This window comes from Spirillospora sp. CA-108201, assembly GCF_050936235.1.
Lineage (GTDB): Bacteria > Actinomycetota > Actinomycetes > Streptosporangiales > Streptosporangiaceae > Spirillospora.
Genome location: NZ_JBNJNE010000001.1, coordinates 2,350,556 through 2,374,666, shown reverse-complemented (window position 1 = coordinate 2,374,666; position 24,111 = coordinate 2,350,556). Strand labels below are relative to the sequence as shown.

Sequence of the window (24,111 nt, the reverse complement as noted above, 5' to 3'; positions counted from 1 at the left end):
GGGCCGCTTACGGCGGGGGCGCGCGGCCGGGCAGGATGGGACCGCCCCAGGCAGCCCGACGAAGGAGGGTCGCGTGAGTTCTCTCGACGGCCGTACGGCCCTGGTCACCGGAGGAAGCCGGGGGATCGGCCGGGCCATCGCCCTGGCGCTGGCCGCGGACGGCGCCCGGGTCGCCGTCGCCTACCGGCGCGACGACGAGGCCGCGCGCAGGACAATCGCCGACATCGAGGCCGCCGGGGCGCGGGGCCTCGCGTTCCGCGCCTCGGTCGACGACCTCGACCAGTGCCGCTCCCTGGCCGCGCGGGTGGGGGCGGAGCTGGGCGGGCTGGACGTCCTCGTGCACAGCGCGGGGATCGCCAGCCGCGGCGACAGCGTGGCCGGCACCGACCCCGCCGAGCTGGAGCGGGTCATGCGCGTGCACGCGTTCGGCCCGCACCACCTCAGCCAGGCGCTGATCCCGCTGATGCGGCGCGCCGAGCGCAGCGACATGGTCTTCGTGTCGAGCGTCGCCACGGACCTGATGCCGCCGTTCGGCGGCCCCTACGCGATGGGCAAGGCGGCGATGGAGGCGCTCGCCCAGGTGATCGCCAAGGAGGAGCGCGGCAACGGCATGCACGTCAACGTCGTCGCCCCGGGCCTGGTGGACACCGAGATGGGGCGCCGGCTGGTCCGCGCCACGGCCGGCGTCGAGGACATCCGGCAGCAGGACGCCGTGTCCCCCTACGGGCACGTGTGCACGCCCGAGGAGGTCGCCGACGTGGTCCGGTTCCTCGTCTCGGACGCCGCGTCCTATGTGACCGGGCAGCGCGTCGTCGTGGACGGCGGGACGTTCTGACCCTCAGTGGCGCGTCCAGTCGGGCTGGGCGAAGTCGGCGACCCTGGCGGGCCGGCCCAGCAGCACCACCTCGCGGAACTGCCACAGCATCGCGCCGGTGGGGGCGTGGACGTGCCACTCGGGGCCCAGCCGCATCTGCAGCAGATGCCCGCCGCCCGGCCGCGGGACCCAGACGGGGGTGTCGTCGTCGGCGAGTCTGCGCAGGCTCGTGTGGTGAACGGAGTGGACCTCGTCCGGGCTCGGCGTGAGCGGCCCCGGGACGTCCAGTGCCACCACGACCGGTGTGATCGTGAAGCCGGAGGCGGCGGGGAAGTCGTCGAGCCTGCCGAGGACGTCGGCGGGACCCGCGGTCAGGCCGATCTCCTCGTGGAGCTCGCGCAGCGCCGCCCGCTCGGGGGTCTCGCCGTCCTCCAGGCCGCCGCCCGGCAGCCCCCACTGGCCCGGGTTCCGTCCCCGGTAGGCGCGCTTGATGAGGATCAGCGACGGGACGCCGTCGTGCTCGACCGCGCACAGCACGACCCCGGCGCGGCGCAGGCCGGGCGCGTCCGGGACGGTCGTGTGCTCGAACGAGCCGAGCCGTACGGCGGCGAGCGCCCGGAACGCGGCGAGGTCGTCGAGGGGGCCGGGGGAGGGGGCGCTCATGCGTCGATCCTGCCAGGCCCCGTCTCTTCGTCCCGTCCGGTCTCCTCGTCCGGCCCGGCCTCCCGCGCGTACCGCGCGGGCGAGGTCCCCACGGCGGCGGTGAAGTCGCGGGTGAAGTGAGCCTGGTCGGCGTAGCCCAGATCGGCCGCCAGATCGGCCCAGTCCACCCCGGTCCCGGACGCGGCCCGCTCGGCCGCCTCCTGCATCCGGAACCGCCGGATCACCCACTTCGGGCCGATGCCCACGTACTCGTGGAACAGGCGCTGGAGGCTGCGCGCGCTCAGGCCGACGTCCGCGGCCAGCGCGTCGACACGCACCAGGCCCGGCCACGACGCGATCCGCTCGACGATCGCGGCGGCCCTGCCCGCGGCGGGGTCGGGCTCGGGATCCCGGCCGGACAGGAACGCCGCGAGCCGCCCGATCGCCTCCCGTGCGTCGGCGGTCGCGAAGACCTCCTCGGCGAGCGCCGGGCCCTCCTCGCCGAAGACCTCGTCCACTCCGGGGAACCGGCCGGTCAGCGTGGACACCGGCGCGTCCATGAACGGCCTGAACCCGCCCGGCCGGAAGGCGGCCCCCACCACGCGCCCCTCGCCGTGGATCTCCTCGACGAAGTCGTCCCGCACGACTCCCGCGATCCGCGCCCGCGTCGTCCCGGCGGTCAGGTAACTGGTGAACGTCATGTGGACCGACGGGCGCGTGATGACCCGCTGGCGGTGCGGCGGCCGCCCGCGCAGGTCCCAGCGCAGCACCCAGAAGTTCGCGACGAACGCGGCGAGCGCGGCGGGCGGCTCGAACCGCTCGATCCGGAACCGCTCCAGCCCCGTTCGCGCGTGCAGGATGCCCCGCGTCCCGCCGGGCAGGGATCGTTCCACCGGCTCAGGCTAATCGGTGTCGCGTTTGTTCAAGACCGGCGCCGCGGGCCCGCCCTAGCGTGGGCGTGTGTTCGAACGGATGAGCGAGGAAGAGATCATGGATATCCGGAGCCGGCTGACGCCCGCCGCGGAGGCCGCGGCGCGGATCGTCCTGGAGGTTCCCGAAGAGAGGATGGGCGCGCCCACACCGTGCCCGGAGTGGGACGTGCGGGCCCTCGTCAACCATCTGGCCCTCTGGAGCGCTCGGGGCGAGACCGCCGCGCGCAAGGCGCCGCCCGCCGGGCCGGGGGAGGACCACGACCTCACCGCCGAGCCCGGCTGGGCCGAGCGCTTCGCGGAGCAGGCGCGGCGGACCGCCGAGGCATGGCAGGACCCGGCCGCCTGGGAGGGGAACACCAGCCTCACCGGCAACAAGGAGGGCATGCCCGCCGGCTTCATCGCCGGGATCGTGCTCGGCGAGTACGTCCTGCACGGCTGGGACCTCGCCGTCGCCACCGGCCGCGAGCCGACCTTCCCGGAGCCGGTGGTCCAGGCGGCGTGGGAGCAGATCGCCTCCACGGCCGAGATCAGCCGCCAGTACGGCGTGATCGGGCCCGAGGTCGCCGTGCCGGACGACGCGCCGATGCTCGACCGCGTCCTCGGGCTGTCCGGCCGCGATCCGCGCTGGAAGCCCTGAATAACCCGGCGCGAGCGGGTCCCCGATCGCTCTACGCTGGGAGGCATGTCTTCGACCTCTTCGATCCGCGTACGTTTCGCCCCGTCACCGACCGGCATGTTCCATGTCGGCGGCGCCCGCTCGGCGCTGTTCAACTGGGCGATGGCCGCGCAGTCGGGCGGCACGCTCGTGCTGCGGATCGAAGACACCGACGCCTCCCGCAACAGCCCCGAATGGACCGAGGGCATCATCCGCGCGCTGGCGTGGCTCGGGATGGACGGCGGGCAGTACGAGGGCCCCTACTTCCAGTCCGCCAACGCCGACAGGCACGCCGAGGCCGTCCACACGCTCAAGGACGCCGGCCGCGCCTACTACTGCGACTGCTCCCGCGAAGCGGTGGTGGCCCGGACCGGCGACCAGCACAAGGGCTACGACGGCTTCTGCCGCGACCGGGGCCTGGAGACGGGCCCCGGTCGCGCCCTCCGCTTCCGCACCCCGGACGAGGGGCAGACCACCGTCGTCGACCTGCTGCGCGGCAAGCCCGTCTTCGACAACGCCCTCCTCGAGGACTTCGTCATCGCCCGCGCCGACGGGTCCGTCATGTTCCTGCTGGCCAACGCGGTCGACGACATGAGCCAGGGCATCACCCACGTGGTGCGCGGCGAGGAGCACCTGTCCAACGCGCCCAAGCAGCAGCTGCTGTGGGAGGCGCTCGGCGCGGAGCCGCCGGTGTGGGCGCACGTGCCCGTCATCGTGAACGAGAAGCGGCAGAAGCTGTCCAAGCGCCGCGACAAGGTCGCCCTGGAGGACTACCGCGCCGAGGGCTACCTCGCCGACGCCATGCGCAACTACCTGATGCTGCTCGGCTGGGCCCCGTCCGACGACCGCGAGATCGTCCCGTGGGACGTGATGGTCGAGGAGTTCCGCATCGAGGACGTCAACACCTCGCCCGCGTTCTTCGACGTCAAGAAGCTCCGCGCGATCAACGGCGAGTACATCCGGGCGCTGCCCCCCGAGAAGTTCATCGCCGAGTGCCTGCCGTTCCTGCAGGAGGCGCCCTTCGACGTCGACGTCGCGGTGTTCGCCGAGCTGGCGCCGCTCGCGCAGACCCGCGTCGCGCTGCTGTCGGAGATCGTCCAGATGATCGACTTCGCGTTCCTGGACGAGCCGCCGTCCGACGAGCAGTCCTGGAACAAGGCCATGAAGGAGCCCGCCGCCGCGATCCTCGCCGCCGCCGAGGCCGCCTACCAGGACGCGCCGTGGAACGCCGGCGAGCTGAAGGACCGGCTGGAGCGGATCGGCGCCGAGCACGGGCTCAAGCTCGGCAAGACGCAGGCGCCCGTCCGCGTCGCCATCACCGGCCGCACGGTGGGGCTGCCGCTGTTCGAGTCCCTGGAGATCCTGGGCCGCGACCGCACGCTCGCCCGCATCGCCGCCGCCCGCGCCCGCCTGGAGGCCGCCGCCTAGCGGTGCCCCGCGGGCTCCGCAGGGGCGGTCAGTCCTGGACGGGCTCCTGCCCGTCCAGGGCCTCGCGGAGCAGCAGGAGCCTGCGGCTGAGCTCCTCGTACTCGTCGCGCAGCGTGGACGGGACGTGCTTGCCGAGCACCTCGGCCTGCTCCTCCACCGAGGCCAGGCGGTCGCCCGCGGCGTCGTCGGCGGGCTCCTCGGGCGGCGCCTCCGCGGGCCGCGCCTTCAGCAGCGCCGTCTGCTCCCTCAGCAGCGCCGCCTGCTCGCGCAGGAGCACCGTCTGGTCGCGGAGCTGCTTGTTCTTGTTGTGCAGCTCCACGAAGACCGAGACCTTGGCCCGCAGCACCCACGGGTCGAACGGCTTGGAGATGAAGTCGACCGCGCCCGCGGCGTAGCCGCGGAAGGCGTAGTCGGGGTCGCTGTTCACCGCCGTGAGGAAGATGATCGGCAGGTCGCGGGTCTTCTTGCGGCGCTTGATGTCGCGGGCCGTCTCGAACCCGTCCATGCCCGGCATGACGACGTCCAGCAGGATGACCGCGTACTCCTCGGTGAGCAGCGCCTTCAGCGCGTCCTCGCCGGACCGCGCCCGGACCAGATCCTGATCGAGCGAGCTGAGGATGGCCTCCAGCGCGATCAGGTTCTCCTCGCGGTCGTCCACGAGCAGGATCTTGGCCTTGTCGTCCACGCGCGTCTCTCCGATCCCGGTCCCTCCAGCGCCGCACACCCACGGCGACCCTACTGCCCGGCTCCTCTCCTCAGCGGACGATGGAGGGCTGCAGCCAGTTCCTCATGACATCGAGGAGATGGTCCACGTCCACGGGCTTCGGCACATAGTCCGACGCGCCGGAGGCGAGGCTCTTCTCCCGGTCCTCCTTCATCACCTTGGCCGTGATGACGATGATCGGCAACTCGGCGAACTGCGGCATCTCCCTGATCGCGGCGGTGGTGGCGTAGCCGTCGAGGCCGGGCATCATAATGTCCATCAGCACGACGGCCACGTCGGGGTTGCGGTGCAGGACGTCGATCCCGGCCTGCCCGTCCTCGGCGTAGAGGACCTCCATGCCGTAGCCCTCCAGGACGCTGGTGAGCGCGAACACGTTCCGCACGTCGTCGTCGACGATCAGGACCTTGCGGCCCGACAGGACCGTGTCGAGGAAGTCCGTGGGCGGCTCCTGCAGCATCCCGTTCAGCGCCTGCTCGGGCTTGCCGGTGCGCTCCCCGCCGGGTGGGCGCTGCTCGACCGGCAGCGCGCCCTCCCCGGCCGGGCCAAGGGCGCCGCCGTTCCCGTGCGGGCCCCCGGCGACCACCCCGGGCGGGGTCTCCGCGCCCGCGGCGACCGCCTCGTCCGGCAGCGCCGAGCGGCGCCGGTCGTCGCGGTCGCTGTACTGGGCGGGCAGGTAGAGCGTGAACACGCTGCCCCTGCCCGGCTGGCTCTCGGCGTGGATCTCCCCGCCCAGCAGCCGCGCGATGTTCCGGCTGATCGACAGGCCGAGCCCGGTGCCGCCGTACCGGCGGCTCGTGGTCCCGTCGGCCTGCTGGAACGGCTCGAAGATCTCCTGGAGCTTGTCGGCGCTCACCCCGATCCCGGTGTCGATCACCCGGAACGCGATCACGTCGGGGGTGTTCCACAGCGCGGGCAGCGTGAAGTCGATGTCGCCGGCCCGCTCGATCAGGAGCCGCACCTCGCCCTCGGCGGTGAACTTCACCGCGTTCGACAGCAGGTTCCGCAGTACCTGCTGCAGCCGCTGCTCGTCGGTGTTGAGGGCGGCCGGGACGTCCGGCGCGACCTCCACGCCGAACTGCAGGCCCTTGTCGACCGACAGCGGGCGGAACGTGGCGTCCACGTAGTCGACCAGCGCCGACACCGACAGGCGCTGCGGGTGCGCCTCCATCTTCCCGGCCTCGACCTTCGCCAGGTCCAGGATGTCGTTGATCAGCTCCAGCAGGTCGGTGCCGGACTCGTGGATCGTCCGGGCGAACTCCACCTGCTTGCCGGTGAGGTTGCCGTCCTGGTTCTCCGACAGCAGCTTGGCCAGCACGAGCAGGCTGTTCAGCGGCGTGCGCAGCTCGTGCGACATGTTCGCCAGGAACTCCGACTTGTACCGCGAGGAGATCGCCAGCTGCTCGGCGCGCTCCTCCAGCGTCCGCCTGGCCTGCTCGATCTGGAAGTTCTGGATCTCGATCGCGCGGTTCTGCTGGGCCAGCAGCGCCGCCTTCTCCTCCAGCTCGGTGTTGGAGTGCCGCAGCTCGCCCTGCTGGCGCTGCAGCTCGTCCGAGCGCTCCTGCAGCTCCTGCGCGAGCCGCTGGGACTCGCCGAGCAGCGCCTCGGTGCGGGTGTTGGCCCGGATCGCGTTGAGCGTGACCCCGATCGTCTCGATCAGCTGGCTGAAGAACGCCAGGTGGACGTCGGTGAACCGGCCGAACGAGGCCAGCTCGATGGCGCCGAGGACCTCGTCCTCGAACACGATCGGCAGCACGATGATGTTGACCGGGGACGCCTCCCCGAGACCCGACCCGATCTTGACGTAGTCGGCCGGGGCGTCGGCGATCAGCAGCGGCCGGCGCTCCTGCGCCGCCTGCCCGACCAGGCCCTCGCCCAGCCCGAACCGGACGGGCCCGCCGCGGTGCCGCCGCGTCCCGTACCCGGCCATGAGCGCGAGGTCGGGCTCCTCGCCCGCGCTCTCGGCCAGGTAGAACGCGCCGTACTGGGCGCTCGCGGTCGGCGTCAGCTCCCGCATGATCAGGTCGGCGACCTGCTGGAGGTCGCGGTGGCCCTGCATGAGCCCGCCGATCCGCGCCAGGTTGGTCTTGAGCCAGTCCTGCTCCTCGTTGGCGCGGGTCGTCTCGCGCAGCGTGGCGACCATCAGGTTGACGTTGTCGCTCAGCTCGGCGACCTCGCCGCGCGCCTCCACGGTGATCGTGCGGGTCAGGTCGCCGGTGGCGACCGCGCTCGCGACCTCCCCGATCGCGCGGACCTGGGTGGTCAGGTTGCCGGCCAGCTCGTTGACGCTCTCGGTGAGCCGCTTCCAGGTGCCCGAGACGCCCTCGACCTCGGCCTGGCCGCCGAGCCGCCCCTCGATGCCGACCTCCCGCGCCACGCGCGTGACCTCGGACGCGAAGGACGACAGCGTGTCCACCATCGTGTTCAGCGTGGTCTTCAGCTCCAGGATCTCGCCCTGGGCGTCCACGTCGATGCGCCGCGTCAGGTCGCCGTGCGCGACCGCGGTCGCGACCTGCGCGATGTTGCGGACCTGGTAGGTCAGGTTGGACGCCATGCCGTTGACGTTGTCGGTCAGGTCCTTCCACATGCCGCCGGCGCCGGGCACCCGGGCCTGGCCGCCGAGCCGCCCCTCGGTGCCGACCTCGCGGGCGACGCGGCTGACCTCGTCGGCGAACGCCGACAGCGTGTCCACCATCGTGTTGAGGGTCGTCTTCAGCTGCAGGATCTCGCCCTGCGCGTCGACCTCGATCTTGCGGGTCAGGTCGCCCTGCGCCACCGCCGTGGTGACCTGCGCGATCCCGCGCACCTGGTTGGTGAGGTTGTTCGCCATCGAGTTGACGTTGTCGGTCAGGTCGAGCCAGACCCCGCCCGCGCCGGGCACGATCGCCTGGCCGCCGAGCCGCCCCTCAGTGCCGACCTCCCGCGCCACGCGGGTCACCTCGGACGCGAACGCCGACAGCGTGTCGACCATCGCGTTCACGGTGTCCTTGAGCTCCAGGATCTCGCCCTGCGCGTCGACCGTGATCTTCTTGCCGAGGTCGCCCTCGGCGACGGCGGTGGTGACCTGGGCGATGTTGCGGACCTGGTAGGTCAGGTTGGACGCCATGCCGTTGACGTTGCTGGTCAGGTCCTTCCACACGCCGCTCACACCGGGCACCCGGGCCTGGCCGCCGAGCCGCCCCTCGGTGCCGACCTCGCGGGCCACGCGGGTGACCTCGTCGGCGAACGCCGACAGGGTGTCGACCATCGTGTTGACGGTGTTCTTGAGCTGCAGGATCTCGCCCTGCGCGTCGACCGTGATCTTCTTGCCGAGGTCGCCCTCGGCGACGGCGGTGGTGACCTGGGCGATGTTGCGGACCTGGTAGGTCAGGTTGTTCGCCATCGCGTTGACGTTGTCGGTCAGGTTCTTCCAGACGCCGCTGACGCCCGGCACGTTCGCCTGGCCGCCCAGCTGCCCCTCGGTGCCGACCTCCCGGGCCACGCGGGTGACCTCTCCGGCGAACGCCGACAGCTGGTCGACCATCGTGTTCACCGTGAGCTTCAGCTCCTGCAGCTCACCGGACGCCTCCACCGTGACCTTGCGGGTCAGGTCGCCGCGCGCCACCGCCGTGGTGACCTCCGCGATGTCGCGGACCTGCGAGGTCAGCCGCGACGCCATCACGTTCACCGACGCGGTCACGTCCCGCCAGCGGCCGGTCATGCCGCGCGCCGGCGCCTGGCCGCCGAGCCGCCCCTCGGTGCCGACCTCGCGGGCGAACTGGGTGACCTCCCACGTGAACTGGTCGAGCAGCTCGACCATGCCGTTGACCGACTTGGCCATGCGCAGCAGCTCCCCGCGCATCGGCCTGCCGCGCACCCGCAGCTCCACCCGCTGGCTCAGGTCGCCGGCGGCCACCGCCTCGACCACCTGGCTCATCCCGGTGGCGAGGTCGGTGAGCTTGTCGATGATCGCGTTGGAGTCCTCGACCGCGCCCGCCCAGGTCCCCCGCAGCGTCCCCGGCGTCAGGCGCCCCCGCAGCTGCCCGTCCCGGCCGATCTCCTTGCGGACGCGGCTCAGCCCCGAGGCCAGCTCCATGCCGTTCTCGCGGATCTCCTCCAGGACGGCCGCGGCCTCCGCCACGGCGCCCTCGCCCGGCACGTTCAGCTCCGACCTCGCCTTGCCGTCCCGCACGGCGACCAGCGCCTTCAACAGCGGTTCGAGGTCCGCGTCGCTGTAACGCGGGGTGGTGTCGCGGTACCCGCCGCTGGGGCGGGCACGTGACGCGGTACGCGGCATGCTCTTCATCCTCCTGGCCCGCGATTCATCGGTTATCCGGATACCACGGACTCCTGGCTGCTCTGGGGGCCTCATCGGCCGCACCTGTACTCTACGTCGCCGCGCCGCGGCGGACTTTCCTCCGTGTTCTTCCGCTGTCGGGGCGGGACCGGGCGCGCGTCCGCCCTCGTAGCCTTCGTGTTACGGTCTGTCGTGTTGTGGCGGGGATCGTGAAGGCCCAGGCCGGACGCATTCCCGGGCGGGTTCGCGGCTCTCGGCGCCAGGCGGCCGACCAGTCTGTCACGATAGCCAGGCCCGGGTTGGGAACGCTTCGAACGAGGGACGACAGTTGGATCGGCAGACGGCGACGGCCACCTTCCCGTCCGCCGCGGCGGCGGTGGCGGACGCGCGCCGGTTCGTCCGCAAGGTGCTGGCCGACTGGGGCATGGACGAGATGGCCGACGACGCCGTCCTCGCGACGAGCGAGCTCGCCACCAACGCGATCGCCTACGCGGGCACCTCGTTCGAGGTCTCCTGCCGCCTGGCGGGCCGGGACGTCGAGATCGAGGTCCGCGACCGCCACCCCACCCGGGGCATCGAGATGCCGGGCGTCACCGCCTCCAGCGGCCGCGGCCTCCCGTCGATCGCCCGCCTCGCGGACTCCTGGGGCGTCTCCTACGACCGCCGCACCAAGGGCGTCTGGTTCCGGCTGCCCAGGCCGGGCGCCACCGGCCCGGGGGCACCGGCCGCGGGCGCGGCCGCGGAGGGCGCGGAGGCCGCCTTCACCGCCGACGCCGGCGGCGGCGCCGTGCGGGACGAGCACGCCGTCCGCGCCCGTGAAGCGGCAGAGCCGGCGCGGGACGGCTCGGGCGCCGGCGGGCAGCCCCGGGAGGACCGGCTCGCGGGCGGCGCGAGCGAGATGCCCGTGGCCGGCGACCGGCTCCTGCGCTCCCCGGCGGCCGTCGAGGCGATGGAGGACGGCGCCGCCGCCGCCCGGGAGGTGCTCGGCGCCGAGGGCGCCGCCGTACTGCTGACCGAGCGCGACGGGCGACTGATCATGGGGTCGGCGGCCGGGACGGCCGCCGAGATGCCGCTCGGGGAGCTGTCGGTCGCCTCCCTCAGCCCCGCCGCCCGCGCCGGCGCCCCCTGGGTCGCCGCGGACGCCTCGGATCCGACCGCGGCGGCGCTGGGGGCCGCGTCCCTGGCCGCCGCGCCGCTGGAGTCCCAGGGGCGCCTGACGGGCCTCATCGTGGCGGTCTCGTCCCGGTCCGGCCGCTTCGAGGAGTCCGACGGCGCCCGGCTCGGCCGGCTCGCCGACGAGATGTCGCTCTCCCTGGAGAAGGCCAGGGTGGGCGAGTTGGAACGATCCTGGCGCGGTTGGCTCAGCTTCGTCGCCGAGGCCAGCGACCTGCTCGCCGGCACCCTCGACCAGGAGCGCACGATGGCGCTGGTCGCCCAGCTCGTCGTGCCGCGCCTGGCCACCTGGTGCGCCGTCTACACCGTCACCGAGGCCGAGCCCGACCGGCTCGCCTATGTGTGGCACGCCGACGAGGAGCGCTCCGACGGCCTGCGCGAGCTGCTCGAACACGCGGGCGCGGTCCCGCCCACCGACGCCGCCGGGCCCTGGAACGGGCTCGCCGCCGCGCCCGAGGAGGTCCGGGCCGCCGTCGGCGGCACCGCCACCGACCAGGTCTACGCGTTCCCCCTGATCGCCCGCGGCCGCCGCATCGGCACCATCGTGATCGGCCGCCCGGCCGGCGACCGCTTCCCGCGCAGCGCGATCGAGCTGGCCGAGGAGCTGAGCCGCCGCGCCGCCCTGGCCGTCGACAACGCGCGCCTGTTCTCCGCCCAGACCGCCATGAGCAGCGCCCTGCAGCGCAGCCTGCTGCCGCCCGGCATCCCCGAGATCCCCGGCCTTGAGGTGGCGGTGGTCTACGAGCCCGCAGGGGAGGGCAGCGAGGTCGGCGGCGACTTCTACGACGTCTTCGAGAGCGGCCGCCGGCCCGGCGGGCCCGCTCCCGCGTCCCGCTGGCGGTTCGCCATCGGCGACGTGTGCGGCACCGGCCCCGAGGCCGCCGCCGTCACCGGCCTGGCCCGGCACGCGCTGCGCATCCTCGCCGCCGAGGACCTGACCGTCCCGGCCGTCCTCACCCGCCTCAACCGGCTCATCCTCGGCGAGGGCGAGCGCGGGCGGCTGCTCACCCTGCTGCACGGCGAGATCGCGGCCCGCCGGCGCCGCGACGGAGTGACGATCGAACTGACGAGCGCGGGGCACCCGCCCCCGCTGGTGCTCGACCCGGAGGGCGGCGTCCGCGAGGCCGCCTCGCCCCAGCCGCTGCTGGGCGTCTTCGACGGCGTGGAGTTCCACACCGACACCGTCGACCTTCACCGCGGAGAGGTCCTGCTCTGCGTGACCGACGGCGTCACCGAGCGGCGCTCGGGCAACCGGCTTCTCGGCGACGGGCACGGCCTGGAGCGGCTTCTCGCCGGCTGCACCGGACTGAGCGCCGGCGCGGTGGCGGCACGCATCCAGCGCGCGGTGCGCGACTTCGGCCCGGAGCCCTCGAACGACGACGTTGCCCTCATCGTTCTGCGGGCGTCATGATGGAGACCAACAATCGGTAAGGTGGGGTGGCGTGGGGCTTGCCTTGCACACGACACGACAGGACGGCCGTGCGACGATCTCCGCGCGCGGCTCGATAGACCTGCACTCCTCCGACGAGCTGCGCGCTCGGCTGACCGAGCTCGTGGACGCGGGCGAGCGGTCGGTCGTCGTCGACCTCGCGGCGGTCGACTTCTGTGACTCCTCCGGCCTGAACGTCCTCGTCCGCGCGTACAAGCACGCGCGCGCGCAGAACGCCACGCTCACCGTCACCGGGGCCTACGGCCGGGTCGAGAACGTGCTGCGCACGACCGGGCTCGACCGCTTCCTCATCGAGGGCCCGGCGGAGGAGGCTTCGGCCGATGGGCGGTGAAGGGACACGATGAAGAACGGCGAGCGGGCGGAGTGACCGACCCGATGACCGAGACCACGCTGCGCGCGGCGCCCCAGACCGAGGCGGTCGAGTACGCCAGGCGACTCGCGGCCCGCACCATGCGCACCTGGGCCCTCATGGAACGTGAGGAGCTCGTCACCGCGATCGTGGCCGAGCTCGTGGCCAACGCCGTCCGGCACGCCGGGACGGCGCTGGAGCTGCGGCTGCTGCGCGGCAGCGGCCGGATCCGCGTCGAGGTCCGCGACCGCGCGGCGCAGCTGCCCCGGCTGACCGTCCCCGGCCCCCTGGACGAGTCGCACCGCGGCCTGTTCATCGTCGACCGCTTCGCCAACTCCTGGGGCGCCGACCCGGTGACCGGCGGAAAGGTCGTCTGGGCCGAGGTCGACATCTGACACGCGTCCCGTCTGGAACGCGCCTCGCGCACCGGCCCCGATCGGCGGCGCGCCCGCCGCACGGGGCGGGCGGGCGCGCACCGATCATGGCGGGCCGGGTGTGTCCCGCGCCGGTCAGACGGACTTGCGGTACAGCTCCGCGACCATGAAGGCCAGGTCCAGCGACTGGCCCCGGTTGAGCCGGGGGTCGCAGGCCGTCTCGTAGCGCTGGTGCAGGTCGGCCTCCGCGAGCCCCTGGCCGCCGCCGACGCACTCGGTCACGTCGTCGCCGGTGAACTCGATGTGGATGCCGCCCGGGTGCGTGCCGAGGGCCCGGTGGACCTCGAAGAACCCGGCCACCTCGTCGAGCACGTCGTCCAGCCGCCGGGTCTTGTGCCCGCTCGGCGCCTCGAACGTGTTGCCGTGCATGGGGTCGCAGATCCACGCGACCGGGGCCCCGCTCTGGTGCACCTTCTCGATCAGCGGCGGCAGCGCGTCGCGGATGCGGTCGGCGCCCATGCGGGTGATGAAGGTGAGCCGCCCGGGCTCGCGCTCGGGGTTCAGGCGCTCCATCAGGGCCAGCGCGTCGTCGGCCGAGGTCGTCGGGCCGAGCTTCACCCCGATCGGGTTGCGGATGTGGCGCAGGAACTCCACGTGCGCCCCGTCCAGCTGCCGGGTCCGCTCGCCGATCCACAGGAAGTGCGCGGACACGTCGTAGGGCAGGCCGCTCAGGTGGTCGATGCGCGTCAGCGCGCGCTCGTACTCCAGCAGCAGCGCCTCGTGGCTGGAGTAGAACTCCACCCCGTGGAACTCGTCCGGGTTGGCCCCGCACGCCTTCATGAACGTCAGCGCCCGGTCGATCTCGCCCGCCAGCTGCTCGTAGCGGCGGCCCGCGGGGCTCTGCGCGACGAAGTCCTGGTTCCAGGCGTGCACCTGGCGCAGGTCGGCGTAGCCGCCCTTGGTGAACGCCCGGCACAGGTTCAGCGTCACCGCGGAGCAGTGGTAGGCCTTGAGCAGGCGCTGCGGGTCGTTGCGCCGGGAGGCGCCGTCGAAGGCGAACCCGTTCACCGCGTCGCCCCTGTAGGCGGGCAGCTCGACGCCGCCGCGGGCCTCCACGGGCTTGGAGCGCGGCTTGGCGTACTGGCCCGCCATCCGGCCGATCTTCACGACGGGGACGCTGGCCGCGTAGGTGAGGACGACCGCCATCTGCAGCAGCGTCTTCAGCTTGTTCTTCACCGCGTCGGCGTTCGATCCCTCGAACGTCTCGGCGCAGTCGCCGCCCTGCAGGACGAACGCCTCACCCCGGGCGACGTCCGCGAGCTGGGCCTTCAGCTGGTCGCATTCGCCGGCGAAGACGAGTGGCGGCTGGGCCGCCAGCTCGGCGGCCACTTCGCCTACCTCGTCCGGATCGTCCCAATCGGGCTGCTGGAGGGCGGGGAGGGCGCGCCACGCGTCGAGGTCCCCGAAGACGGCGGAAGTACTCACCCTGAAAGGCTATGGCACGGTCCGCCCTGCGTGAACGCGAAGCCCCGCACGGCGGGGGCGCGGGCCCCGGACGGGTCAGGGCGGCCCCGTTTCCGGAGCCGCCCTGTCGCCGGTCATGCGGCGTGAACGCCGCTTCGGGCGCCCGCTCAGGCCGCCCGGGACCCGGCGGTGGCCGGTTCCGGCGCGGTGCCGTTGCCCGCGCCGCCGACCAGCGCCCGGCGGCCGCTCAGGTCCGTCTCGCCGGCCAGCTGCCGCAGCCGCCGCAGCGAACGGTCGGTGATCTGCCGGACGCGGTTGTGGCTCAGCCCGTACCGGGCGCCGATCTGCGCGTACGACAGCGGCTGCCCGCTGTCCATCCCGAACCGGGCCCGCAGGATCGCGGACTCGCGCTCGGGAAGCCGGTCCAGGAGCCGCCCGAGGCCCTCGATGTCGTCCAGCGCGAGGATCTCGGCCTCGGGCGTGACGGCGTCCGGATCCTCCAGCAGGTCGCCCATGGGCGTCTCGCCGGCGTCGTCGACGGTCGCGTCCAGGCTCGCCGGGTCGCGCCGCCAGCGCAGCAGCTCGTCGACGTGCTCGGCGTCGGCGCCGACGGCGCCCGCGAGCTCCTCGCGGCTCGGTTCCCTGCCGAGCTCACGGCTGAGCTGGCGCTCCGCGCGCCGCAGCCGGGACAGCTCCTCCTCGACGTGGACGGGCAGGCGGATCGTGCGGGCGGTGTGGCTCAGCCCGCGGCCGATCGCCTGCCGGATCCACCAGGTGGCGTAGGTGGAGAACTTGAAGCCGCGGCGGTAGTCGAATTTCTCCACCGCGCGCATCAGCCCCAGGTTCCCCTCCTGGATGAGGTCTATGAGGGGCAACGAGTCGGTCGGGTACTTCCGGGCGATCGAGACGACCAGCCGCAGGTTGGCCTCGACGAAGCGCTGCTTCGCGCGCAGCCCCGCCGCGGCCAGCTCCGCCAGCTCCTCGGGGGACGCCCCCTCGGGCACCTTCCCCTCGTCGAGCAGCTGTTCGGCGTACAGGCCCCCTTCGATCGCCTTGGCCAGATCGACCTCCTCCTGCGCGTCGAGCAGGGGAGTACGGCCGATCCGGTCGAGGTACGCCCCGACAAGATCCTTGTCGGGGACTTCGACCCTGTCGCCCTTGGTACGGGTTCCAGCCATCCTGACCCTTCTCCGGTGCGATCTCCCTAGGAGGACAACGTCAATTACCGCTCTGTGATTCCCACGTGAGGAATACTGCGGGGCTGTAAGCCGCTCTACGTCGTGATACCCCGACTGAGGAGAAACCGACATGGCGACGGTCACACTGACCGCTGAGAACTTCGATCAGGTGGCCCAGGGCGACGGCATCGTGCTGGTCGACTTCTGGGCCGAGTGGTGCGGGCCGTGCAAGAGGTTCGGACCCGTGTTCGAGAGGTCGGCGGGCAAGCACGAGGACATCGTCTTCGGCAAGGTGGACACCGACGCCGAGGCCGAGCTGTCGAAGCGGTTCGGCATCCGGTCCATCCCCACGCTGATGGCGATCCGCGACGGGATGATCGTGTTCGCCGAGCCGGGCGCGCTTGCCGAGTCGGTGCTGGAGAACGTGATCGAGCAGGTCCGCGGCCTGGACATGGAGGACGTCCGCCGGCGCGCGAAGGCCTGACCGCCGTCCGCCAGGTTGCGCGGACGCGACGCCCGGGGGGCGCCGGGGAGGCGCGACGGCAAAGAAGCGGACGCCGCCGCCCCCGCACCGGCCGGCATGGTCGATGATGGACGGATGCTCGCCGATGTCGTCCGATACCTGGTGTGCCCCGTGTGCGGAGCCGACCTCGAACTGGCCGACCGCAGCCTGGCCTGCCCGGGCGGGCACGCCTTCGACATCGCGCGGCAGGGGTACGCGAACCTTCTGCCGGGCAACGCCCGTCCGGGGACGGCGGACACACCGGAGATGGTCCGCGCGAGAGACGAGTTCCTGAGCGCGGGGCACTTCGCGGGTCTCGCGGACAGACTGGCGTGGAACGTTTCGCGCGCCGACCCCGCCTTCGTCCTTGACGCGGGCGCGGGAACCGGGCACTACCTCAGCCGCATCCTCGACCGCGCGCCGGACGCCGCCGGTCTCGCCCTGGACATCTCCAAGCACGCGGCCCGGCGGGCCGCCAAGGCGCATCCGCGCTGCGGCGCCGTCGTCGCGGACCTCTGGCGCCCGTTCCCGCTGCGCGACGGCGCGGCCGACACCGTCGTCAACGTGTTCGCTCCGCGCAACGCGACCGAGTTCCACCGCGTGCTCCGCGACGACGGGCTGCTGTTCACGGTGACTCCGTCGCCCCGGCACCTCGGCACGCTGGTGGAGCCACTGGGCCTGCTCTCGATCGACGAGAACAAGACCGAGCGCATGGACGCCGCGCTCTCCGGCTTCTTCAAGCTGGACGCACGTCAGGACCTCGAAACCGAGACCGTCCTGACGCACGGCGAGGTGGTCACGCTCGTCGGCATGGGGCCGAGCGCGCACCACGTCCCGCCCGAGCGGCTCAGGGAGAGGCTGGAACGGCTGCCCGAGCCGCTGCGCGCACCGCTGTCGTTCGTCCTGTCCACCTACCGGCGGCTGGAGTAGACGCGTCCCCGGCCTGTGTGATCTCCAGGAGGACCTGCGGGGTCTCGCCCGGCTCCGTCTCTCCTTCGACGCCCGGCACGTCGAGCGTCTCGTAGCGGAACGACGTGGCGAGCGAGCGGGCGGTCGCACTCAGCAGAAGGCGCTGGAGGGCCTGGCCCGCGCGGAGCCACTCGGCAGGGGAGTCCCCTCGCGTCGTCAGAATCGCCCGTTGCCCCGAGGAGTGAGTCGTCGGTGGAAGCCGGTGAAGCGTCGCTCCCTCCAGCCGCGCCTCCCCGGCCAGCTCGTCGACGACCCGTGAAGGGGGGCGAGCGCCCACGGCCGGAGTGCCGGCGCGGAACGGGCGGAGCGTGGCCGCGTAGAGAAGTCGCTCCTCGCGGGTGATGCGGTGCCGTCCGGCCAGGCGCACGGACGCGAGGACGGATGGACGTCCCGGGTCGGGGAGCAACCGCACGACGGCCTCGTGACCGAGCTGCGCGGCGGCCAGTCGCAGGTTCACCAGCGCGGCGCCGCTGCCGAGGTGGAGGCCGCGCCCCGCGGGATCGTGCCCGGGCCGGAACCTGGCCGGGTCCGCGTGCACCTCGATCAGGCCGGAAACGACCTTGAACCGCCAGGCGTGGACGTCATGGACCGTGGGCCCCATCGTCGCGGCGACCACGAGACGCTCCGCCGAAGCGCGAACGGCGACGGACACATTCACCGGGTTCCTCCTGACCTCGGGCGACAGCCGACCCGGGAGCCGCCGCCCGCCCCGCGAGCCAGTTCGCCGCGGGGAGAGCGGTCAGGGCACGCTACCCCACTGTGACCCGAAGCACGTAGTACGTGAAAAGCGAGGTCAGCGCCCCTGATGGTGTGCCCGGGTGACGAGCGGGACGGCCTCGCGGGCGCCGCGATTTGACGCTCCCGGCGAGGCGTCTTAATGTCTCTCTCGCCCCAAGGGGAAGCGGACGCCGAGAGGCGGCCGGCCCTGGGGACACCGAAAGAGGAAAACGGTTCGCAGGACTCTGCGGCCGGGGTACTCTTGAAGGGCAAGCCCAGGACGGGATGCAGGACGCCGCAAGGTGGCCGGCCCGCAGGGCGCCTCCCACAGAACGATCTCTCCGAGTCTTCGGCTTGGTGTTGTGTCGTCCGCGTGGGGGACCGGCCCACCTTCGTTCGTCGAAAAGATCTTCGCGGATCGGCTTGACAGCGAGGATGAGTCTGGTAATTTAGCAGGGTTGCCCCGGAGCCGGGGGCCGCGGAAGCGGGGTCCGGCGCGGTGGGTGTCCGTTTCTTGAGAACTCAACAGCGTGTTAAAAGCCAGTGCCTTTATCGGCTCGGTCATGTTTTGGCCGGGTCGCCCCGTGCCGCTCTCGTTTATTCGGGGGTGGTGGGGATTTCTTTGAGGCAATGTCACCTCGTTTGAGGTGGCGATGCTGGGATTGTTTCCTGAGGTTTGGCTGGTCGGGGTTCGCCCCCTGGCTGGTCGTGTGACCTTGATGGAGAGTTTGATCCTGGCTCAGGACGAACGCTGGCGGCGTGCTTAACACATGCAAGTCGAGCGGAAAGGCCCCTTCGGGGGTACTCGAGCGGCGAACGGGTGAGTAACACGTGAGCAACCTGCCCCTGACTCTGGGATAAGCCCGGGAAACTGGGTCTAATACCGGATGTGACCAGCCTCCGCATGGGGTGTTGGTGGAAAGTTTTTCGGTTGGGGATGGGCTCGCGGCCTATCAGCTTGTTGGTGGGGTGATGGCCTACCAAGGCGACGACGGGTAACCGGCCTGAGAGGGCGACCGGTCACACTGGGACTGAGACACGGCCCAGACTCCTACGGGAGGCAGCAGTGGGGAATATTGCGCAATGGGCGGAAGCCTGACGCAGCGACGCCGCGTGAGGGATGACGGCCTTCGGGTTGTAAACCTCTTTCAGCAGGGACGAAGCTAACGTGACGGTACCTGCAGAAGAAGCGCCGGCTAACTACGTGCCAGCAGCCGCGGTAATACGTAGGGCGCAAGCGTTGTCCGGAATTATTGGGCGTAAAGAGCTCGTAGGCGGTTTGTCGCGTCTGTCGTGAAAGCCCACGGCTTAACCGTGGGTCTGCGGTGGATACGGGCAGACTAGAGGCAGGTAGGGGAGAATGGAATTCCCGGTGTAGCGGTGAAATGCGCAGATATCGGGAGGAACACCGGTGGCGAAGGCGGTTCTCTGGGCCTGTACTGACGCTGAGGAGCGAAAGCGTGGGGAGCGAACAGGATTAGATACCCTGGTAGTCCACGCCGTAAACGTTGGGCGCTAGGTGTGGGGTCCTTCCACGGATTCCGCGCCGCAGCTAACGCATTAAGCGCCCCGCCTGGGGAGTACGGCCGCAAGGCTAAAACTCAAAGGAATTGACGGGGGCCCGCACAAGCGGCGGAGCATGTTGCTTAATTCGACGCAACGCGAAGAACCTTACCAAGGCTTGACATCGCCGGAAAACCATCAGAGATGGTGGGTCCTTTTGGGCCGGTGACAGGTGGTGCATGGCTGTCGTCAGCTCGTGTCGTGAGATGTTGGGTTAAGTCCCGCAACGAGCGCAACCCTCGTTCCATGTTGCCAGCACTTCGGGTGGGGACTCATGGGAGACCGCCGGGGTCAACTCGGAGGAAGGTGGGGATGACGTCAAGTCATCATGCCCCTTATGTCTTGGGCTGCAAACATGCTACAATGGCCGGTACAGAGGGCTGCGATACCGTGAGGTGGAGCGAATCCCTTAAAGCCGGTCTCAGTTCGGATCGAAGTCTGCAACTCGACTTCGTGAAGTCGGAGTCGCTAGTAATCGCAGATCAGCAACGCTGCGGTGAATACGTTCCCGGGCCTTGTACACACCGCCCGTCACGTCACGAAAGTCGGCAACACCCGAAGCCCGTGGCCCAACCCTTGTGGGGGGAGCGGTCGAAGGTGGGGCCGGCGATTGGGACGAAGTCGTAACAAGGTAGCCGTACCGGAAGGTGCGGCTGGATCACCTCCTTTCTAAGGAGCATCAACTGGCCGGGTCGCCTCGTGAGAGGGATTCCGGTCGGTGGCTGCTGTTGACAGCGAATGTCTGTCAGGTGGCTGCTCATAGATGTGGAGCACTGGCTACTCAGTCTGCTGGCCGTGCGGCTCAGCTAGTACCGCTTCGGGGGTGACCTCGGGGAGTGGGAAAGGTGAGCTCCGGGCGGCTGGGAGGCTGAACACGCTGTTGAGTCCTGAGGGAACGGGCGCAAGCCCGGGTGACCTCGGATTACGGGACCAGAACCGCACCTCTTGGTTGGGGTGTGGTTTTGGTGGGCCCGGTTGTTTTTTGAGAACTGCACAGTGGACGCGAGCATCTCTGGTGAACGATGAGAGCTCCTTGGAGTGATCCTCTCTTGTGAGGGGTTGTCTTCGGGTTGTTCTTGTTTGTTTATCTGCGATTTGTTCTGATCGTTTTGTGTGTTCAAGTTTTTAAGGGCATACGGTGGATGCCTTGGCATCAGGAGCCGATGAAGGACGTGGGAGCCTGCGATATGCCTCGGGGAGTCGGCAACCAGACTTTGATCCGGGGATTTCCGAATGGGGAAACCTGGCACTCGTCATGGGGTGTCGCCGCCTGCTGAATGTATAGGCAGGTTGGTGGGAACGCGGGGAAGTGAAACATCTCAGTACCCGCAGGAAGAGAAAACAATAGTGATTCCGTGAGTAGTGGTGAGCGAAAGCGGAGGAGCCTAAACCGTGCGCGTGTGATAGCCGGCAGGCGTTGCGTGTGCGGGGTTGTGGGACCACCCTGGTCCAGCTGCCGCTGGGCCGAGGAGTTATAAACTGCTCGGATAGTCGAATGGCTTGGGATGGCCGACCGTAGACGGTGAGAGTCCGGTAGACGAAATTTGAGTGGCTTCTGGGTGTGTTCCCGAGTAGCACGGGGCCCGTGAAATCCCGTGTGAATCTGCCACGACCACGTGGTAAGGCTGAATACTTCCTGATGACCGATAGCGGACCAGTACCGTGAGGGAAAGGTGAAAAGTGCCCCGGTGAGGGGTCGTGAAATAGTACCTGAAACCGTGTGCCTACAAGCCGTCAGAGCCTCCTCGGCGACTCTTCGGGGTTGTTGTTGGTGATGGCGTGCCTTTTGAAGAATGAGCCTGCGAGTTATGGTGTGTGGCGAGGTTAACCGGTGGCGGGTAGCCGTAGCGAAAGCGAGTCTGAATAGGGCGTTTTTAGTCGCATGCTGTAGACCCGAAGCGGAGTGATCTAGCCATGGGCAGGGTGAAGCGCCGGTAAGACGGTGTGGAGGCCCGAACCCACCAGGGTTGAAAACCTGGGGGATGACCTGTGGTTAGGGGTGAAAGGCCAATCAAACTCCGTGATAGCTGGTTCTCCCCGAAATGCATTTAGGTGCAGCGTCGCGTGTTTCTTGCCGGAGGTAGAGCTACTGGATGGCTGATGGGCCCTACCAGGTTACTGACGTCAGCCAAACTCCGAATGCCGGTAAGTGAGAGCGTGGCAGTGAGACTGCGGGGGATAAGCTTCGTAGTCGAGAGGGAAACAGCCCAGATCATCGGCTAAGGCCCCTAAGCGTGTGCTAAGTGGGAAAGGATGTGGAGTTGCTGTGACAACCAGGAGGTTGGCTTAGAAGCAGCCACCCTTGAAAGAGTGCGTAATAGCTCACTGGTCAAGTGATTCCGCGCCGACAATGTAGCGGGGCTCAAGCACACCGCCGAAGCCGTGGCATTGGCACCATGTGGTGTTGATGGGTAGGGGAGCGTCCTGTATCCGGTGAAGCCTCGGGGTGACCCAGGGGTGGAGGGTGCGGGAGTGAGAATGCAGGCATGAGTAGCGAATCACACGTGAGAAACGTGTGCGCCGGATGACCAAGGGTTCCTGGGGCAGGCTAATCCGCCCAGGGTAAGTCGGGACCTAAGGCGAGGCCGACAGGCGTAGTCGATGGACAACGGGTTGATATTCCCGTACCCGCTGGTATGCGCCAACGCTGAACCTTCTGATGCTAACCACCCGAACTGTTCTTTGGGCCTTCGGGCCTGGTGGATGGGGAGCGTGGGACCCGAGGGGGTAGTAGGTGAGTGATGGGGTGACGCAGGAGGGTAGCTCAGCCCGGGCGATGGTTGTCCCGGGGTAAGGCTGTAGGGAGAGAGACAGGTAAATCCGTCTCTCGCGTATCCTGAGAGCTGATGCCGAGCCGTTTTAGGTGAAGTGAGTGATCCCATGCTGCCGAGAAAAGCCTCTAGCGAGTGTACCGGCGGCCCGTACCCCAAACCGACTCAGGTGGTCAGGTAGAGAATACCAAGGCGATCGGGTGAACTGTGGTTAAGGAACTCGGCAAATTGCCCCCGTAACTTTGGGAGAAGGGGGACCTTGCCTGGTGATGGCATTTTCTGTCTGAGCTGGGTGGGGTCGCAGAGGCCAGGGGGAAGCGACTGTTTACTAAAAACACAGGTCCGTGCGAAGTCGTAAGACGCTGTATACGGACTGACGCCTGCCCGGTGCCGGAACGTTAAGAGGACCGGTTAGGGGGACTTGTTCCTTCGAAGCTGAGAATCTAAGCGCCGGTAAACGGCGGTGGTAACTATAACCATCCTAAGGTAGCGAAATTCCTTGTCGGGTAAGTTCCGACCTGCACGAATGGCGTAACGACTTCCCCGCTGTCTCAACCACAGGCCCGGCGAAATTGCAGTACGAGTAAAGATGCTCGTTTCGCGCAGCAGGACGGAAAGACCCCGGGACCTTCACTATAGCTTGGCATTGGCGCTTGGAGCGTCTTGTGTAGGATAGGTGGGAGACTCTGAAGCTCAGACGCCAGTTTGGGTGGAGTCATTGGTGAAATACCACTCTGGTCGTTTTGAGCGTCTAACCCGCACCCGTGTATCCGGGTGGGGGACAGTGCCTGGTGGGTAGTTTAACTGGGGCGGTTGCCTCCCAAAATGTAACGGAGGCGCCCAAAGGTTCCCTCAGCCTGGTTGGCAATCAGGTGGCGAGTGCAAGGGCACAAGGGAGCTTGACTGTGAGACGGACGTGTCGAGCAGGTGCGAAAGCAGGGCCTAGTGATCCGGCACCTACGTGTGGAAGTGGTGTCGCTCAACGGCTAAAAGGTACCCCGGGGATAACAGGCTGATCTTCCCCAAGAGTCCATATCGACGGGATGGTTTGGCACCTCGATGTCGGCTCGTCGCATCCTGGGGCTGGAGTAGGTCCCAAGGGTTGGGCTGTTCGCCCATTAAAGCGGCACGCGAGCTGGGTTTAGAACGTCGCGAGACAGTTCGGTCCCTATCCGCTGTGCGCGTAGGAGAATTGTGAGGGTCTGTCCCTAGTACGAGAGGACCGGGACGGACGAACCTCTGGTGTGCCAGTTGTCCCGCCAGGGGCACGGCTGGTTGGCTACGTTCGGTCGGGATAACCGCTGAAAGCATCTAAGCGGGAAGCCTTCCTCGAGATGAGTTCTCCCATCCCTTTGTGGGTGTAAGGCCCCCGGTAGACGACCGGGTTGATAGGCCGGAGATGGAAGCGCGGTAACGTGTGGAGTCGACCGGTACTAATAGGCCGAGTGGCTTGAACACACTGAACGTTCAGAGTGAGTCGCTGTGTGAGTTGTTCGCGTCCCTGTGTGGTTCCCAGGAAACAACCGGGAACCCGTGTTGATAAGTGAATGTCGAGCCGAATGGTTCGAACGTGGATTTGCCTGCCCCTTTGGGGTGGTGCGTTGAGACGTTCGGTGGTTTTGGCGAGGGGGAAACACCCGGTCCCATCCCGAACCCGGAAGTTAAGCCCTTCAGCGCCGATGGTACTGCATGGGGGACCGTGTGGGAGAGTAGGACGCCGCCGGACATATTTTGCAGAAAGGCCCCGCCGTTACCGGCGGGGCCTTTCTCATTTTCGCGGGAAATGAGTCGCGGGCTTTCGTGGATCATGTGATCGCCTCGCCGGCCCGGCGCTCATACGCCAGGGGCGGCCGGAACATTTCGGAAGGGATCGTTCTATCGGCTCCTTGCCGGTGAAGGCAGCCATGCGTGGAGCTGGGCCGCGTGAGACTGGCAGCCGTCGCCCCGGCCGGCGCGTCGGGTTGTTCATGGGACTGGCTTCAACCGCGTCGCAGACCCGGTGAGCGGGCGGGGCGGTCACGGCGTGCGGATGCCGATGCCGCGTGGAGGCGGGCGGCCAGTCGTCCTCCGTCGAACCAGCCTGGCGCAGAGCCGACGGCGCTTGCGGGAAGGCCGGATGTCCGCGCGGAGTGT

The 24,111-nt window shown here is 69.4% G+C and carries 15 protein-coding genes and 3 rRNA genes; 11 read left to right on the top strand and 7 right to left on the bottom strand.

Annotated elements, in window-relative coordinates; translation table 11 throughout:
* Positions 1–73 precede the first annotated feature (73 nt).
* Entirely contained in the window at positions 74–835 is a 762-nt protein-coding gene (locus ACQEU6_RS11600) for an SDR family NAD(P)-dependent oxidoreductase (protein WP_499331367.1), read from the top strand.
* A 3-nt stretch (positions 836–838) separates the two neighbouring features.
* Here the strand turns inward: ACQEU6_RS11600 and ACQEU6_RS11595 are convergent, their stop codons facing one another.
* Both ACQEU6_RS11595 and ACQEU6_RS11590 read right to left on the bottom strand, forming a co-directional pair.
* A complete protein-coding gene (locus tag ACQEU6_RS11595) occupies positions 839–1,477 on the bottom strand; it encodes an NUDIX hydrolase (RefSeq protein ID WP_499331366.1) in 639 nt (212 codons plus the stop codon).
* Positions 1,474–2,349 (bottom strand): helix-turn-helix domain-containing protein, encoded by an 876-nt coding sequence (locus tag ACQEU6_RS11590; protein ID WP_499331364.1) that lies wholly within the window; start codon positions 2,347–2,349, stop codon positions 1,474–1,476. Before ACQEU6_RS11590 ends, ACQEU6_RS11595 begins: the two co-directional genes overlap by 4 nt.
* Before the next feature lie 97 nt (positions 2,350–2,446).
* On the opposite strand from ACQEU6_RS11590, the gene ACQEU6_RS11585 reads away from it, so the two are divergent.
* Both ACQEU6_RS11585 and gltX read left to right on the top strand, forming a co-directional pair.
* The gene (locus tag ACQEU6_RS11585) at positions 2,447–3,025 is read left to right on the top strand and encodes a TIGR03086 family metal-binding protein (RefSeq protein ID WP_499331362.1); all 579 of its coding nucleotides are present in this window, start codon (positions 2,447–2,449) and stop codon (positions 3,023–3,025) included.
* 45 nt (positions 3,026–3,070) lie between these two features.
* Complete coding sequence (gene gltX, locus ACQEU6_RS11580; RefSeq protein WP_499331360.1) at positions 3,071–4,471, top strand: glutamate--tRNA ligase; 1,401 nt, start codon at positions 3,071–3,073, stop codon at positions 4,469–4,471.
* Between the two features lie 28 nt (positions 4,472–4,499).
* Here the strand turns inward: gltX and ACQEU6_RS11575 are convergent, their stop codons facing one another.
* Positions 4,500–5,156, bottom strand: a complete 657-nt coding sequence (locus tag ACQEU6_RS11575; RefSeq protein ID WP_499331359.1) for a response regulator — start codon at positions 5,154–5,156, stop codon at positions 4,500–4,502.
* A gap of 70 nt (positions 5,157–5,226) precedes the next feature.
* Positions 5,227–9,468: a HAMP domain-containing protein gene (locus tag ACQEU6_RS11570; RefSeq protein ID WP_499331357.1), complete on the bottom strand. Its 4,242-nt coding sequence runs from the start codon at positions 9,466–9,468 to the stop codon at positions 5,227–5,229.
* Between the two features lie 328 nt (positions 9,469–9,796).
* On the opposite strand from ACQEU6_RS11570, the gene ACQEU6_RS11565 reads away from it, so the two are divergent.
* From ACQEU6_RS11565 to ACQEU6_RS11555, 3 genes are read left to right on the top strand one after another with little or no spacing between them, the layout of a single operon-like run.
* Complete coding sequence (locus tag ACQEU6_RS11565; RefSeq protein ID WP_499331355.1) at positions 9,797–12,052, top strand: SpoIIE family protein phosphatase; 2,256 nt, start codon at positions 9,797–9,799, stop codon at positions 12,050–12,052.
* Between the two features lie 43 nt (positions 12,053–12,095).
* A complete protein-coding gene (locus ACQEU6_RS11560) occupies positions 12,096–12,422 on the top strand; it encodes an STAS domain-containing protein (RefSeq protein ID WP_499331353.1) in 327 nt (108 codons plus the stop codon).
* Positions 12,423–12,466: 44 nt separating this feature from the next.
* Entirely contained in the window at positions 12,467–12,835 is a 369-nt protein-coding gene (locus ACQEU6_RS11555; RefSeq protein ID WP_358468614.1) for an ATP-binding protein, read from the top strand.
* 114 nt (positions 12,836–12,949) lie between these two features.
* Here the strand turns inward: ACQEU6_RS11555 and ACQEU6_RS11550 are convergent, their stop codons facing one another.
* Together ACQEU6_RS11550 and ACQEU6_RS11545 are read right to left on the bottom strand one after the other, a co-directional pair.
* The gene (locus tag ACQEU6_RS11550) at positions 12,950–14,299 is read right to left on the bottom strand and encodes a class II 3-deoxy-7-phosphoheptulonate synthase (RefSeq protein ID WP_499331352.1); all 1,350 of its coding nucleotides are present in this window, start codon (positions 14,297–14,299) and stop codon (positions 12,950–12,952) included.
* A 146-nt stretch (positions 14,300–14,445) separates the two neighbouring features.
* Positions 14,446–15,456, bottom strand: coding sequence for a sigma-70 family RNA polymerase sigma factor (locus ACQEU6_RS11545; protein ID WP_499331350.1), 1,011 nt, complete (start codon positions 15,454–15,456; stop codon positions 14,446–14,448).
* Between the two features lie 130 nt (positions 15,457–15,586).
* Here ACQEU6_RS11545 and trxA point away from each other — a divergent pair, with 130 nt between their 5' ends.
* Positions 15,587–15,940 carry a thioredoxin gene (gene trxA / locus ACQEU6_RS11540; RefSeq protein ID WP_499331348.1) on the top strand — a complete coding sequence of 118 codons (354 nt, stop codon included), beginning with the start codon at positions 15,587–15,589 and terminating at the stop codon, positions 15,938–15,940.
* A gap of 114 nt (positions 15,941–16,054) precedes the next feature.
* Positions 16,055–16,888: a putative RNA methyltransferase gene (locus ACQEU6_RS11535; RefSeq protein WP_499331347.1), complete on the top strand. Its 834-nt coding sequence runs from the start codon at positions 16,055–16,057 to the stop codon at positions 16,886–16,888.
* Here ACQEU6_RS11535 and ACQEU6_RS11530 read toward each other — a convergent pair.
* Positions 16,806–17,543 (bottom strand): hypothetical protein, encoded by a 738-nt coding sequence (locus ACQEU6_RS11530; protein ID WP_499331346.1) that lies wholly within the window; start codon positions 17,541–17,543, stop codon positions 16,806–16,808. The two genes, ACQEU6_RS11535 and ACQEU6_RS11530, sit on opposite strands and share 83 nt — an antisense overlap.
* A gap of 817 nt (positions 17,544–18,360) precedes the next feature.
* Between ACQEU6_RS11530 and ACQEU6_RS11525 the strand changes: the two genes are divergently transcribed.
* From ACQEU6_RS11525 to rrf, 3 genes are all read left to right on the top strand, one after another.
* A 16S ribosomal RNA gene (locus ACQEU6_RS11525) occupies positions 18,361–19,876 on the top strand.
* Positions 19,877–20,322: 446 nt separating this feature from the next.
* Positions 20,323–23,436, top strand: a 23S ribosomal RNA gene (locus ACQEU6_RS11520).
* A 151-nt stretch (positions 23,437–23,587) separates the two neighbouring features.
* Positions 23,588–23,704, top strand: a 5S ribosomal RNA gene (gene rrf, locus ACQEU6_RS11515).
* Together the 16S, 23S and 5S rRNA genes form the textbook arrangement of a ribosomal RNA operon.
* The last annotated feature ends 407 nt before the right edge of the window (positions 23,705–24,111 follow it).